Below are 12142 nucleotides of genomic sequence, written 5' to 3'. Positions count from 1 at the left end.
GCGCGCCTGCACCGCGAAACCGCCCGATGATTCCCTGGGCGTTTGCCCGGCGCGCCGAGGACGTGGCAGTCTGGGGGCGCTATCGAATAAGGAGCCTGTCCATGACCTCGCGCAGCCTGTTTTCCGCGCTCGCCGCGCTGGTGCTGCTGGGCTGCTCCAGCCCGGGCGCCGACCAGCCGGCGCCGAATCCGCCCGCGTCGCACGCCCGGACGCCGGTGGTCGAGGGCGGGATGTGCGGGGGCTTCGCGGGCTTCCAGTGCGCCTCGGGCCTGGTCTGCCAGATGCCGGCCGGCCAGTGCCACGTCGCCGACGGCGCGGGGACCTGCCGCAAGCCGCCCCAGGCCTGCACGATGATCTACGCCCCGGTCTGCGGCTGCGACGGCAAGACCTATCCCAGCGCCTGCAACGCCGCCGCCCAGGGCGCCAGCGTCGCGACACAGGGCGAGTGCAAGGGGTAGAACGGTTTGGTGCTGACATCCCGAGGACAGGCGTCGCCGACGATGGTTGCTGGAGGCCGCATGACCCAACGACGATCGACGAAGGGAACGCCGCGGCGGGAGGTGCTGACAGGCGGTCTCGCCGTCGGCCTCCTGACCGGCGCGCCCAGCGTCCAGGCCAAGGAGGAGAAGACGATGTACGGACTGATCGGCCAGATGAAGGCCGCGCCCGGCAAGCGGGACCAGCTTGTCGCCATCCTGTCGGAGAGCACCGGCGGCATGCCGGGCTGCCTCAGCTACGTCGTCGCCAAGGACACGGCCGACGCCGACGCCCTGTGGATCACCGAGGTCTGGACCGACAAGGCCAGCCACGCCGCCTCGCTGCAGCTGCCGTCCGTCCAGGCCGCCATCGCCAAGGCCCGCCCGATCATCGCGGGGTTCGGGCACCGGTTCGAGACCGTGCCGGTGGGCGGAGTGGGGCTAGGGTAGGGGAGCCGCGCGGAGCGCCCGGTTTTGTACGGCAGCGTAGGTGATGGCCGATACCGCCACGAGGGCGAAGGGGAAGAGCAGCGCAGGAGGCGGCAGAACGATCGCGCAGACGGCGATCATCAATCCCGCCAGCGACAGGACCCATCCGGAACGCGACTTCACCTTCGTCCATACAGCCGGGTCAGGCGCCCGAGGCCCGGTGGGGGCGGGGGTTTTGGCGGCGAAGTTGCCGTGGATCGCCATGACCAGTCCGGCGAAGATCGTGCCCGCTCGCAGCATGTGCTCCTGGCCGGCGTGAGCGACTGTGCTTTCGCCGAGATGGTTGGCGAACCATCCCTGATACGCCATCAGGAAAAACGCCGCGGTCAGAAGGCCGGCCTCCGCATAACCGCGATGCGGCGGTGACAAGGTCGTGTCCGATGCCCTCAACCGCCGCTCCATCGCCATCCACGCGGCCGCAAGCACGAGGGGAGCGGCAAGGGTTATGGCCAGCCGAACCGTGTCCAATCGTCGAGCGCCCGCTGCGCCGGAAAGGTTTTCCGAGATGACCTCCCATCGCATCGATGGGACGAAGATCGCCGCGACGACCAGCTCGACCAGCAGGGCCGCGAGAACGAGTCTCGTCAATTTGCTCATATCGCTTCCCCTTCCTGGCGTGATTTCCGTTCGACGCCGACACCGAGGGATTCCGCAAATCCCAGCAGGGCGTCTTCGACGACAGAGAGCTTGAGGCTGTAGACGATCGAGCCGCCCACCTTCGTGACGTGCACAAGGTCGGCTTCGCGCAAGACGGCGAAATGGGCGGACATCGTGGGCTTCGCGAAGGGGAAATGACTGGCCAATTCGCCGGCCGTCATGGGCTGGTCGCGGAGGAGTTGGAGCACGCGACGACGGCTCGGATCGGCGAGGGCTTTGAAGATGGTGCTCATGACTCTCTATTAGCTAATTAGCTAAATCACGTCAATCGCGGATACTGAAGCTCCGGCGTTGATCGAAACGGAGACGGCGTCCGATTGGACATGGACGCTCTGACGAAGCGCGGGTCTCGAGCTCAAAAGAAAAAGGCCCGCGGATCGCTCCGCGGGCCTCGTTCTTCGTCCTAAGCCGTGAAGCCTAGCACTTGTAGTACATGTCGAATTCGACCGGGTGCGGGTGCAGCGTGAGACGCATCACCTCTTCCATCTTCAGCTCGATGTAGCTGTCGATGAAGTCGTCATCCATGACGCCGCCGGCCTTCAGGAAGGCGCGGTCCTTGTCCAGGTTTTCCAGGGCTTCGCGCAGCGAGCCGCAGACTTCCGGGATCTTCTTCTGCTCGCGGGGCGGCAGGTCGTACAGGTTCTTGTCGGCGGCCGCGCCCGGATCGATCTTGTTGTTGATGCCGTCGAGGCCCGCCATCAGCAGGGCCACGAAGGTCAGGTACGGGTTGCCCATCGGGTCGGGGAAGCGAGCCTCGATGCGCTTGGCCTTCGGCGAGTCGACGTGCGGGATGCGGATCGAGGCCGAGCGGTTGCGCGAGCTGTAGGCCAGCTTCACCGGGGCTTCGTAGCCCGGCACCAGGCGCTTGTACGAGTTCGTCGTCGAGTTCGAGAACGCGTTGATCGCCTTGGCGTGCTTGATGATGCCGCCGATGTACCACAGGCACATGTCCGACAGGCCGGCGTACTTGTCGCCGGCGAACAGCGGCTTGCCGTCCTGCCAGATCGACTGGTGCACGTGCATGCCCGAGCCGTTGTCGCCGAACATCGGCTTGGCCATGAAGGTGGCGGTCTTGCCGTAGGCGTGGGCCACGTTGTGGATCACGTACTTGTAGAGCTGCATGCGGTCGGCCATCACGACCATGGTGTCGAACTTCAGGCCGAGTTCATGCTGGGCCGGCGCCACTTCGTGGTGGTGCTTTTCCGGCTTCATGCCCAGCTCGCCCATGACGGCCAGCATTTCGCCGCGCAGGTCCTGGGCCGAGTCGATCGGGTTGACCGGGAAGTAGCCGCCCTTGGGGCCCGGGCGGTGGCCCATGTTGCCTTCCGGATATTCCTTGGCCGAGTTGCCCGGCAGTTCGACGGAGTCGAACGAGTAGCCGGTGTTGTTCGAGGCCACGCTCCAGCGCACGTCGTCGAAGATGAAGAACTCGGCTTCAGGGCCGAAGAACACGGTGTCGCCGATGCCCGACGACTTGACGTAGGCCAGGGCGTTCTTGGCGATCGAGCGCGGGTCGCGGTTGTAGGGGGTGCCCGTGTCGGGGTTCACCACGTCGCAGAACAGCGCCAGGGTGGTCTGCTGGTAGAACGGGTCGATGATGGCGCTGGTCAGATCCGGACGCAGCTTCATGTCCGACTCGTTGATGGCCTTCCAGCCGGCGATCGACGAGCCGTCGAACATGGTGCCGTCGTTGAGGAAGTCGTCGTCGACCAGGTCGATGTCGAAGGTGACGTGCTGCAGCTTGCCGCGCACGTCGGTGAAACGGACATCGACGTACTTGACGTCCTTTTCCTTGATCAGGTCCAGGATCTGCTTGGCGGTGCTCATAGTTATCCCCTTTGAGCGTTAAGCGGTTTTCGGCCGGGCCTAGACGGCGGACGGGCCGGTTTCTCCGGTGCGGATGCGGACGACTTCCGTGATTTCGGACACGAAAATCTTGCCGTCGCCGATGCGGCCCGTGCGGGCGGCGTTGGTGATGGCTTCGAGCGCGGGCTCCAACTGGTTGTCTTCGACCACGACTTCGACTTTGATCTTGGGGAGGAAGTCGACGACGTACTCGGCGCCGCGATAGAGCTCGGTGTGACCCTTCTGGCGGCCATAGCCCTTGGCTTCCAGCACGGTCATGCCCTGTACGCCCATCTCCTGAAGCGCCTCTTTGACCTCATCCAGCTTGAAGGGCTTGATGACGGCTTCGATCTTTTTCATCAGACTTCTTTCACGCCCAAACGGCGCGGGCGCCGCTGACTGAGCGGCACGGAGCACGCCGGCCCCTCGGCTCACAAGCGGGCTGAAGCGCTTTATCGTGCGAGTCCTGTCGAGTTCGGCTCATTGCTGGATATTTGAGCATCTGAAGCCTGAAAGCTGATCAGTGCAGGTTTGGACGGCCAAACCGGCTTGCGAGCGCCGATTGGCGGCCTAGGATCGTCGAAACGGCCGTTTCGGCGGCGAAGAACCGGGCGGAAGCCCCGCTGTCCGTGGCCGAACGGCGTCGCGGGGCTTGGGTGGGAATGGCCGAAAAAGGGCGGTCGACTCGAAAACTGCTGAAGATTGCGGCGATGCGGAAGCGGGGAGGGCGGCCACCGGGGTCGGTTCTTGCGCGTTTGCGCGCCGCGACGGCGGACGGTGCCTCGGCGGGCCCGGCAAGCGTTACAAGAAGACCCGACGCGAGCGGACGGTCGGGAAGATATTTCGAACGGGCGAGGAAGCCGATGAGCCGCATTCACATGATCCGCCACGGCCGCCCCGCCTCGACCTGGGGCGATGCCGATCCCGATCCCGGCCTGGACGTCGTCGGGGCGGAGCAGGCCAGGGCGGTGGCGCGAGCGCTGCTGGCCCTGCCGGCTGGAGAGCGCCCGTTCCGCGTGGTCAGCTCGCCGCTTCGGCGCTGTCGCGAGACCGCCCAGCCCCTGGCGGACGCCCTGGGCGTGACGGTCGAGATCGATCCCCGGGTCGGCGAGATCCCGACGCCGGCCGCCCTGGACGCGCAGGACCGTCCCGGCTGGCTGCGCCAGGCCTTCCTGGGGCGGTGGCGCGATATCCCGGGCGATCTCGACTACGCGGCCTGGACGCGCGAGGTCGCGCAAGGCGTGGCCTCGCACCCCGGCGCGGCGGTGTTCAGCCACTTCGTGGCCCTGAACGCGGCGGTGTCGGCGGCGACCGGCGGCGAGGCGGTGGCGGCGTTCCGGCCCGATCACGTGTCGGTGACGACGTTCGATCTGGTCGACGGCGCGTTGATCCTGGCCGACAAGGGTCGGGAGGCCTCCACCCAGGTCCTGTAGGAAGAGGAGCCGCCGTGCCGCGCCAGATCATGACCGTCGCCGAGATGACCGCCGCGGACCGGGCGGCCGCCGAGGCCGGGACTCCCACGATCGTCTTGATGGAGCGGGCCGGCCGGGCGGTGGCCGAGGTCATCCGCGAGCGCTACGCCCGCTGCCCGACGGTGGTCTGGTGCGGTCCGGGCGACAACGGCGGCGACGGCTATGTGATCGCTCGCCACCTGCGCCGACGCGGCTGGCCGGTGCGGGTCGAGGCGCTGGGACCGCCGACCAGCCCGGCGGCGCAGTGGGCCGCCTCGCGCTGGAAGGGCGAGACGGGACCGCTGGTTTCGGAGCCGGGCTCGGCGGCGCTCTATGTCGACAGTCTGTTCGGGGCGGGCCTGTCGCGGCCGCTCGAAGGCGAGGTCGACCGTCTGGCGCGGGTCACGCCCGGCGCCGCGCGGATCGTCGCCGTCGACGTGCCCAGCGGCCTGGTCGGCGACACCGGGCGTCCACTCGGCGAGCGGAGCCTGAAGGCGGCGCTCACCGTCACCTTCCATCGCCGCAAGCCGGCGCATGTGCTGGCCGCTGGGCGAGCCGCCTGCGGCGAGGTGGTGGTGGCCGACATCGGCCTGGAAGAGACGGGGCAGGGGCGCCTGTTCGAGAACGATCCTGGCCTATGGGCCGAGCGCTTCCCCTGGCCGGCGGCCGACGCCCACAAGCACGCCCGCGGGCGGATGATGGCCGTCAGCGGCGAGGCCTGGAACACCGGCGCGGCGCGGCTGGCGGCGCGCGGGGCCTTGCGCATCGGCGCGGGCGTGGTGACCGTTCTGTCGCCGCCCAACGCCCTGGCCGTCAACGCCGCCCACCTGGAAGCGGTGATGCTGGCGCCGTTCGAAAGCGAATTCGACCTGCAGACCCGGGCCGAAAAGGCCGACGCGGTGGTGATCGGGCCGGCGGCGGGGGTGGGGGAGGCGACGATGCGCCACGTCTTCGCCCTGGCCCGCAACGGCGCGGCCCTGGTCGTCGACGCCGACGCCCTGACCAGCTTCGCCGACGATCCGGCGGCCTTGTTCTCGGCGCTCGACCGGGACGACGTGCTGACGCCGCATCCCGGCGAGTTCGAGCGGATCTTCCCCGGCCTGCTGGCCGCGTCGCCCGAACGGATCACGGCGGCGCGGGAGGCCGCGCGGCGGGCCGGGGCGGTGGTGCTGCTGAAGGGCTCCGACACGGTGGTCGCCGCGCCCGACGGCCGGGCGGCGGTCGGGCTGAACGGCGCGCCCTGGCTGGCCACGGCCGGGGCGGGCGACGTGCTGGCTGGCTTTATCGCCGGCCTGATCGCCCAGGGCATGGAGAGTTTCGAGGCCGCCTGCGCCGCCGCCTGGATCCACGCCGAGGCCGGCGCGGCCCACGGTCCCGGCCTGATCGCCGAGGATCTGCCGAACCTGGCGCCATCGGTGCTGAAAAAGCTGTGGGAAGCGCGAAGCCGCTAGTGGTTCTGGCGGATCAGGACGACCTGGGCTCGCACGCCGTCGTCGAACAGGGTGCGGCTGATGGCCAGCGCCGTCCGCAGCGTCCGTTCCTCGACCGTGTCGATGAAAAGCACCCGCGTCCCGTGCCGCACGGTCCAGCTCTTTTCGCCTTCGACGATTTCAATGGTTTCCATGGGGCGCGCTCAGTGGACGAACTCGGACCCAAACCCATCCAAGGCCAGATCGTTCCGCGCCAATGTTTTGGAAGGTGAAACACCGGCCCGGGCGTCAGTCGGGGGGGCATGGCCCGGGCCGGTGTAGATCCAGGGCGTTCTGAACAGCCGCGGACATCATCATAACCGGCGGGCCTGGAAGTTGTTCCCGCGAGACGCGAGAAATAATTCACCATCGCGGGCGGACTTCTGATGGGCGGCGGGCCGGCGCAAATCGCCTGGCGACTTGCCAAGCCGTCCGGGCATGTCTAACCCGCTCCGGCGCATCGTGCGGATGTGGCGAAACTGGTAGACGCACCAGATTTAGGTTCTGGCGCCGAGAGGCGTGGAGGTTCGAGTCCTCTCATCCGCACCACTTCGCCGGGCCTCTGGTCCGGCGAAGCGCACCACCCCGGCGGGCTTTCGCCCGGCGGCGCGCGCTTTCAGCGGGACTTTCGTCCCGTGAGGGCGCCAATGCCCTTGGATGGTCGCCAAACGCGTGACATAAGGGCGCTCTTTCGCCGCCCCGGTGACGTGGGCGGCTTTGATGTTTTGACCCCTGGGGCGGACGACGGGCGCGGGCGCCCGAAGAGCCGAGAAGCTAAGAATGTCGATGCAGATCGTTGAAAAGTCGGGCGAAGGCCTCAGCCGCGTTTATGGCGTGACGGTGCCCGCGAGTGAACTCGCCACGCGTCTTACGGCCCGGATCGCCGAGGTCGCGCCCCAGATGAACGTCAAGGGCTTCCGCCCGGGCAAGGTGCCGGCCGCGCACGTTCGCCGCCTCTACGGCAAGGCCCTGATGGGCGAAGTCATCGAGGCGACGCTGAACGAAGGCGCCCAGAAGGTGCTGGACGACAACAAGCTGCGCCCCGCCGGCCAGCCCGACCTGAAGCCGTCGTCCGACATGGACAAGGTGCTCGCCGGCGGTGAGGACCTGGCCTTCGAACTGGCCGTGGAAGTGATGCCGGACTTCGAGCCGATCGACCCCGCGTCGATCGAGCTGACCAAGCCGGTCTACAAGGTCTCGGACGCCGAGGTCGACGAGGCCCTGGCCGACCTGGCCAAGCAGGCCCGCACCTATGAGCCCCGCAAGGGCAAGTCCCTGAAGGCCAAGGACGGCGACCAACTGCTGATCGACTTCGTCGGCACCATCGACGGCGTGGCCTTCGACGGCGGCACGGCCGCCGACGCCGAGCTGACCCTGGGTTCGGGCCAGTTCATCCCGGGCTTCGAGGAACAGCTGGTCGGCGCCAAGCCGGGCGACGAAGTCGTGGTGAAGGTCAACTTCCCGGACGACTATCAAGCCGCCAACCTGGCCGGCAAGGCCGCCGAGTTCGCCACCACCGTCAAGGAAGTGCGCGCCCCGGTCGACGCCGAGCCGGACGACGAACTGGCCAAGCGCCTGGGCCTGGCCGACCTGGCCGCCCTGAAGGACCTGCTGAAGTCGAACCTGGAAGGCCGCTACGCCAACAGCTCGCGCTTCAAGCTCAAGCGCGCCCTGCTCGACGTGCTGGACACCAAGCATGACTTCGCCCTGCCGCCGCGCATGGTCGACGCCGAGTTCGCCGGCATCTGGCAGCAGGTCCAGGCCGACAAGACCCAGGGCGGCCTGCCGCCCGAGGACGAAGGCAAGACCGAGGACCAGCTGAAGGACGAGTACAAGAAGATCGCCGAGCGCCGCGTGCGCCTGGGTCTGGTGCTCGCCGAGATCGGCCGCAAGAACGACGTGGCCGTCACCGAGCAGGAACTGGCCGACGCCATGATGCGCGAAGCCCGCCAGTACGGCGCGCAAGCCCAGCAGGTGTTCGACATGTACCGCCAGCGCGCCGACCTGCAGGCCGCGCTGCGCGCCCCGATCTACGAGGACAAGGTCGTCGACCTGATCTTCGGCAAGGCCAAGATCGAGGAAAAGGAAGTCTCCAAGGAAGAGCTCCTGGAAGAAGACGACCTGCCGGAAGGCTACGGCGGCTAAGGCCTCCGTCATCTGACCCGAACAGGGCGCGATCCGCGAGGGTCGCGCCCTTTTTCGTGCGTCGGGCGGGGGGGCGGCTCCTTGCAACCTGTTAAGCGCCACGCGATATGCGTTGGCGACGGCGCGCGGGGGCTGATTCGCGTTCGCGCCGCCCAGACACAATGAAAAGGGCGATCCCTATGTATGATCCGATGGCGACGGCGATGAACCTCGTGCCGATGGTGGTCGAACAGACCAGCCGCGGCGAGCGGGCGTTCGACATCTTCTCCCGTCTGTTGAAAGAGCGGATCATCTTCCTGACCGGTCCCGTCGAAGACGGGATGGCCAGCCTGATCTGCGCCCAGCTGCTCTTCTTGGAATCCGAGAACCCCAAGAAGGAAATCGCCATGTACATCAACTCGCCGGGCGGCGTGGTGACGGCCGGCCTGGCGATCTACGACACCATGCAATACATCAAGAGCCCGGTCTCGACGGTGTGCATGGGCATGGCCGCCTCGATGGGCAGCCTGCTGCTGACCGCCGGCGCCGCCGGCCAGCGCATCGCCTTGCCGAACGCCCGCATCATGGTCCACCAGCCGTCAGGCGGCTTCCGCGGCCAGGCCTCGGACATCGAGCGTCACGCCGAGGACATCATCAAGACCAAGCGCCGCCTGAACGAGATCTACGTCAAGCACACCGGCCGCACCTATGAGGAAGTCGAAAAGACCCTCGACCGCGACCACTTCATGAGCGCCGAGGAATCCAAGGCCTGGGGCCTGATCGATCACATCAACGAAAGCCGCGGCGACGCCGACGACAAGGCGTAGGGGTCTTCCTTCCGCGCTAGATCAAGCCGCCGGCCGCGAGGTCGGCGGCTTTTTCATGATTCGCGGCCGCGGCGCGGGTGGGTCCGCAAGAGCTTTGGCCTACCGAGGGCGACGTCGTCGCTCCCGAAGCGGACCTGTCCATGGTCCGCGATGGGGGGATGTCAGACACGCCTTGCGTCCTTCGAGGCCCACTGCGCGGGCGCCTCAGGATGAGGAATTCAAAGCAGAGAGAGATCCTCATCCTGAGGTGCGTGCTCCTGAGCGCGCCTCGAAGGACGCAAGGCGCTAGAGGAGGCCGACTAGGGTCGTGGGCAGTCATTGACGCCTGAGCGTTTTGGCGATCTTGAAGGGTTATGTCTTGCTGCGACCGAATGGCTTTCGACCTAAATCAAGTGTGTGAGTTGCACCGCGATCGCGCAGCGTGCCCGGACGCCATGATCGCCGAGGTTCGTGGTGGCTTCGGCCTATATGTTCGGACGGGCGAGAACGGCTACGGTTCAAGTGTCATCGAGATCGGCTTTTGCCCCTGGTGCGGAACGGCGTTGGCTCCGATCGGAAAGATCGACCTGTCGCTTCTGCCTTCGGATGACGATTAGGTAACGTTCGCCGCAGGGCTGATGCACGGGAAAGAGATGGAAGCGACAGGCGTTCTGGCGGTCGGGGAAAGCGCAACCGCGCTGGCCTATATCAAGGCTCGGCGGGGCTTGTCGCCGCGTCAGGTGAAAGTCATCCTCCTGGTTTGCATGTCGGCCATCGGCATCCCGGTCGGGGCATGGGCGTCGGGCTCCTGGTCCGCAGCCGCGATGTCGGTCGAGTTCGCTATCGTCGGCCTCGGCGTGGGCCTGTTGGCTGTTCAGAGGTTGGCGGGTCCGTCACTGCGAAAAGCCCTCGCCGAGCGCGGACAGGCGTACGAGCAGTCGCTTACGCTCCGACTGACGCCGGAGGGGCTGGTCTACGACCTGACGGACCTGACGATGACCGTGCGCTGGCCTTGCGTTACGGACCTCTATCAAACCCGCAAGCACTGGGTTTTCCTGGTTCAAAGCAGCGCCATGGTCCTCCCGCGGCGCTTCTTCGCCACGCCCGAGGCCGAACGCGATTTCATCGTCGAAGCCAGGTCGCGGATGACGGATGCGGCCCGTGCGCGAAGCCCGGACGCGACAAGGTTTGTCGGCGGCTAGCGATCATCCTGGAAATGTCCGCCTCGGTTCGAAAAACCTGTCCCCATCGCTCCCGGCGTGTTTCCCCAGCAATAACAACGTCCCAAACGCACTTATCCTCCCCCTCCCGCGTCGCCGCATAATCACTGCACCACAAGGCGATGGGGAGGGCGCTAAGGCCTGCGACCTTCGCGGCCTTGGGGTGCGGTCGAGCGGGAAACGCTCGTCGGCGGCGGCGCGCTCTCAAGGCGGGCCGTGACCTTGCATCCTCCAGTGCCGGCCGGGCATGGAACACTAAAACGGCGTGGATGCGAGGGCTGGCGAGGGTCAAGGCGGGCGGTGACGTCCGCCGCAAGGGACGGGGCTTCGCGGGCCTCACCCTCCCGTCGGGGGCCAAGACCGGCGAGGTCCGAACAGGGCCGATCGCCGGACGCTCCCGGAAAACGACCGCGCGGAGCGTCGGTCCTGGTCGAAACGGTATTTTCTACAAAGCTTCCGGGCCTGGCCCGGCGCTCCGCAGCCCTCCCACACCTTCAGCGGCTTTCCGCATGAGGCGGCGAAACCGCGTCCACGATTGGGGACAGGCGCATGCGCCTGTCCCCAGCCGCGCCCCCGTCCGCGCCAAGGAGCGACCATGGCGATATCAGCCCGGCTTGCCTCGAAAAATTCGGTAGCCCTTCTCGTGGGCGATCGCCAGCATCTCGCGGTCGCCGGAGGTGTCGCCATAGGCGGCGGCCAGCGACAAATCGTCGCCGAAGATCGCCTTCAGGCGGACCACCTTCTCCGAGCCCCGGCAGTTGGGACCGTCCAGCGGCCCCAGGACCTTGTCGTTGGGATCCAGGGCCAGGCGCGAGCCGATCAGCAGGTCCGCGCCCAGGCCGCGCGCGAAGGGGGCGACCACGACGTCGGGCGAGGCGGTGACGATCACCAGCCTGGCGCCCTTGGCCCGCCAGCGCCGCCAGACGGCCAGGGCGTCGGGGCGAAAGAGCCTGGGGGCTTCGGACTGGGCGAAGGCGCGGGCCTCGCGCTCCAGCTGCTCCAGGGGCACGCCGCGCAGGAACTCGCGCACGGCGGCGGCCTTGATCTTGCCGCGGTTGCGATCGAACAGATACCCAATGGCGGCAGGGAAAAGCCGCGCCATGCCGATCAAATGCCGGGCGGGGCTGACCCGCCACTTCAGGAAGGCCGTGAAGCTGTCGCGAACCGTCAGGGTGCCGTCGAAATCGAAGGCCACCAGCGGCGGGCCCTCGTGCAGGTCGCCGGTCATGCCCGTGGAGGCCGTCAGCCCCTGGGCCATCAATGAACGTCTCGCCATTCGTCTCCGCGCACGCGCGCCCTGCAAACCTGACGGCCTTGCACCACGATTCCGCCAGCGCCGCCTAAGATCATCACCATTTGCGACGGACTCTTCATCAGGCGCTCACCGATCCGCACGGGGAGCGAACAGGTCCCCGCTTGCGTTGACGTCCTGGAACGCCATCTTAGGGAAGAATTCCATGAAACCGCACACACCATCCACGAACTTGGGGGCTGTAAAACGGCTCCAAGGCTTGTGCCGTGCGTCCGGATCGGGGAATGTCAAGGATTAGACAACTCCGAGCGAATATCCTGCTGCCTCGGTGGCGGGATTGGCGCTAAGGAGTC

The 12142-nt window shown here is 67.2% G+C and carries 15 protein-coding genes and 1 tRNA gene; 9 read left to right on the top strand and 7 right to left on the bottom strand.

All coding sequences use genetic code 11. From position 1 onward, the window contains the following. Positions 1 to 101: 101 nt before the first annotated feature. Both ACSQ2G_RS00595 and ACSQ2G_RS00590 read left to right on the top strand, forming a co-directional pair. A complete protein-coding gene (locus ACSQ2G_RS00595; protein WP_436027407.1) occupies positions 102 to 458 on the top strand; it encodes a Kazal-type serine protease inhibitor domain-containing protein in 357 nt (118 codons plus the stop codon). 60 nt (positions 459 to 518) lie between these two features. Beyond that, positions 519 to 926 (top strand): putative quinol monooxygenase, encoded by a 408-nt coding sequence (locus tag ACSQ2G_RS00590; protein WP_436027406.1) that lies wholly within the window; start codon positions 519 to 521, stop codon positions 924 to 926. On the opposite strand, the gene ACSQ2G_RS00585 is transcribed toward ACSQ2G_RS00590, so the two are convergent. The 5 genes from ACSQ2G_RS00585 to ACSQ2G_RS00565 all read right to left on the bottom strand — a co-directional run bounded on the left by ACSQ2G_RS00585 (position 918) and on the right by ACSQ2G_RS00565 (position 4341). Continuing rightward, positions 918 to 1562 (bottom strand): hypothetical protein, encoded by a 645-nt coding sequence (locus tag ACSQ2G_RS00585; RefSeq protein WP_436027404.1) that lies wholly within the window; start codon positions 1560 to 1562, stop codon positions 918 to 920. The genes ACSQ2G_RS00590 and ACSQ2G_RS00585 overlap by 9 nt on opposite strands. Next, on the bottom strand, positions 1559 to 1855 hold the full coding sequence (locus ACSQ2G_RS00580; protein WP_436027402.1) for an autorepressor SdpR family transcription factor: 297 nt from the start codon (positions 1853 to 1855) through the stop codon (positions 1559 to 1561). The genes ACSQ2G_RS00585 and ACSQ2G_RS00580 overlap by 4 nt, the downstream gene beginning before the upstream one ends. 184 nt (positions 1856 to 2039) lie before the next feature. Continuing rightward, positions 2040 to 3449 (bottom strand): type I glutamate--ammonia ligase, encoded by a 1410-nt coding sequence (glnA, locus tag ACSQ2G_RS00575; RefSeq protein WP_436027400.1) that lies wholly within the window; start codon positions 3447 to 3449, stop codon positions 2040 to 2042. 39 nt (positions 3450 to 3488) lie between these two features. Beyond that, positions 3489 to 3827, bottom strand: a complete 339-nt coding sequence (locus ACSQ2G_RS00570) for a P-II family nitrogen regulator (RefSeq protein WP_436027398.1) — start codon at positions 3825 to 3827, stop codon at positions 3489 to 3491. A gap of 160 nt (positions 3828 to 3987) precedes the next feature. Beyond that, positions 3988 to 4341, bottom strand: coding sequence for a hypothetical protein (locus tag ACSQ2G_RS00565; protein ID WP_436027396.1), 354 nt, complete (start codon positions 4339 to 4341; stop codon positions 3988 to 3990). Here ACSQ2G_RS00565 and ACSQ2G_RS00560 point away from each other — a divergent pair. Both ACSQ2G_RS00560 and ACSQ2G_RS00555 read left to right on the top strand, forming a co-directional pair. After that, entirely contained in the window at positions 4331 to 4900 is a 570-nt protein-coding gene (locus tag ACSQ2G_RS00560) for a histidine phosphatase family protein (protein WP_436027394.1), read from the top strand. The genes ACSQ2G_RS00565 and ACSQ2G_RS00560 overlap by 11 nt on opposite strands. A 14-nt stretch (positions 4901 to 4914) precedes the next feature. Beyond that, positions 4915 to 6369, top strand: a complete 1455-nt coding sequence (locus tag ACSQ2G_RS00555; protein ID WP_436027392.1) for an NAD(P)H-hydrate dehydratase — start codon at positions 4915 to 4917, stop codon at positions 6367 to 6369. Here the strand turns inward: ACSQ2G_RS00555 and ACSQ2G_RS00550 are convergent. Next, a complete protein-coding gene (locus tag ACSQ2G_RS00550) occupies positions 6366 to 6542 on the bottom strand; it encodes a hypothetical protein (protein WP_436027390.1) in 177 nt (58 codons plus the stop codon). The two genes, ACSQ2G_RS00555 and ACSQ2G_RS00550, sit on opposite strands and share 4 nt — an antisense overlap. A gap of 309 nt (positions 6543 to 6851) precedes the next feature. Here ACSQ2G_RS00550 and ACSQ2G_RS00545 point away from each other — a divergent pair. The 5 genes from ACSQ2G_RS00545 to ACSQ2G_RS00525 all read left to right on the top strand — a co-directional run bounded on the left by ACSQ2G_RS00545 (position 6852) and on the right by ACSQ2G_RS00525 (position 10519). Then, a tRNA-Leu gene (locus ACSQ2G_RS00545) sits at positions 6852 to 6936 on the top strand. A 237-nt stretch (positions 6937 to 7173) separates the two neighbouring features. Continuing rightward, positions 7174 to 8532: a trigger factor gene (gene tig, locus ACSQ2G_RS00540; protein WP_436028889.1), complete on the top strand. Its 1359-nt coding sequence runs from the start codon at positions 7174 to 7176 to the stop codon at positions 8530 to 8532. Positions 8533 to 8711: 179 nt separating this feature from the next. Next, positions 8712 to 9338 carry an ATP-dependent Clp protease proteolytic subunit gene (locus ACSQ2G_RS00535; protein ID WP_028037656.1) on the top strand — a complete coding sequence of 209 codons (627 nt, stop codon included), beginning with the start codon at positions 8712 to 8714 and terminating at the stop codon, positions 9336 to 9338. Between the two features lie 353 nt (positions 9339 to 9691). Continuing rightward, a complete protein-coding gene (locus tag ACSQ2G_RS00530) occupies positions 9692 to 9934 on the top strand; it encodes a DUF6980 family protein (RefSeq protein ID WP_436027388.1) in 243 nt (80 codons plus the stop codon). A gap of 36 nt (positions 9935 to 9970) precedes the next feature. Then, positions 9971 to 10519 (top strand): YcxB family protein, encoded by a 549-nt coding sequence (locus ACSQ2G_RS00525; protein ID WP_436027386.1) that lies wholly within the window; start codon positions 9971 to 9973, stop codon positions 10517 to 10519. A 622-nt stretch (positions 10520 to 11141) separates the two neighbouring features. Here ACSQ2G_RS00525 and ACSQ2G_RS00520 read toward each other — a convergent pair. Beyond that, positions 11142 to 11813, bottom strand: a complete 672-nt coding sequence (locus tag ACSQ2G_RS00520) for an HAD-IB family hydrolase (RefSeq protein ID WP_436027384.1) — start codon at positions 11811 to 11813, stop codon at positions 11142 to 11144. Between the last annotated feature and the right edge of the window lie 329 nt (positions 11814 to 12142).

Source organism: Caulobacter sp. LjRoot300 (assembly GCF_964253875.1).
Taxonomy (GTDB): domain Bacteria; phylum Pseudomonadota; class Alphaproteobacteria; order Caulobacterales; family Caulobacteraceae; genus Caulobacter.
The sequence above is the reverse complement of the archived record's forward strand: the minus strand, read 5'-3'. Positions and strand labels throughout refer to the sequence as shown.

Coding starts and splice junctions, on each gene's coding strand:
- ACSQ2G_RS00595 (WP_436027407.1), top strand. CDS start 102: ATGACCTCGCGCAGCCTGTTTTCCGCGCTCGCCGCGCTGGTGCTGCTG.
- ACSQ2G_RS00590 (WP_436027406.1), top strand. CDS start 519: ATGACCCAACGACGATCGACGAAGGGAACGCCGCGGCGGGAGGTGCTG.
- ACSQ2G_RS00585 (WP_436027404.1), bottom strand. CDS start 1,562: ATGAGCAAATTGACGAGACTCGTTCTCGCGGCCCTGCTGGTCGAGCTG.
- ACSQ2G_RS00580 (WP_436027402.1), bottom strand. CDS start 1,855: ATGAGCACCATCTTCAAAGCCCTCGCCGATCCGAGCCGTCGTCGCGTG.
- glnA (WP_436027400.1), bottom strand. CDS start 3,449: ATGAGCACCGCCAAGCAGATCCTGGACCTGATCAAGGAAAAGGACGTC.
- ACSQ2G_RS00570 (WP_436027398.1), bottom strand. CDS start 3,827: ATGAAAAAGATCGAAGCCGTCATCAAGCCCTTCAAGCTGGATGAGGTC.
- ACSQ2G_RS00560 (WP_436027394.1), top strand. CDS start 4,331: ATGAGCCGCATTCACATGATCCGCCACGGCCGCCCCGCCTCGACCTGG.
- ACSQ2G_RS00565 (WP_436027396.1), bottom strand. CDS start 4,341: ATGCGGCTCATCGGCTTCCTCGCCCGTTCGAAATATCTTCCCGACCGT.
- ACSQ2G_RS00550 (WP_436027390.1), bottom strand. CDS start 6,542: ATGGAAACCATTGAAATCGTCGAAGGCGAAAAGAGCTGGACCGTGCGG.
- tig (WP_436028889.1), top strand. CDS start 7,174: ATGCAGATCGTTGAAAAGTCGGGCGAAGGCCTCAGCCGCGTTTATGGC.
- ACSQ2G_RS00535 (WP_028037656.1), top strand. CDS start 8,712: ATGTATGATCCGATGGCGACGGCGATGAACCTCGTGCCGATGGTGGTC.
- ACSQ2G_RS00530 (WP_436027388.1), top strand. CDS start 9,692: ATGTCTTGCTGCGACCGAATGGCTTTCGACCTAAATCAAGTGTGTGAG.
- ACSQ2G_RS00525 (WP_436027386.1), top strand. CDS start 9,971: ATGGAAGCGACAGGCGTTCTGGCGGTCGGGGAAAGCGCAACCGCGCTG.
- ACSQ2G_RS00520 (WP_436027384.1), bottom strand. CDS start 11,813: ATGGCGAGACGTTCATTGATGGCCCAGGGGCTGACGGCCTCCACGGGC.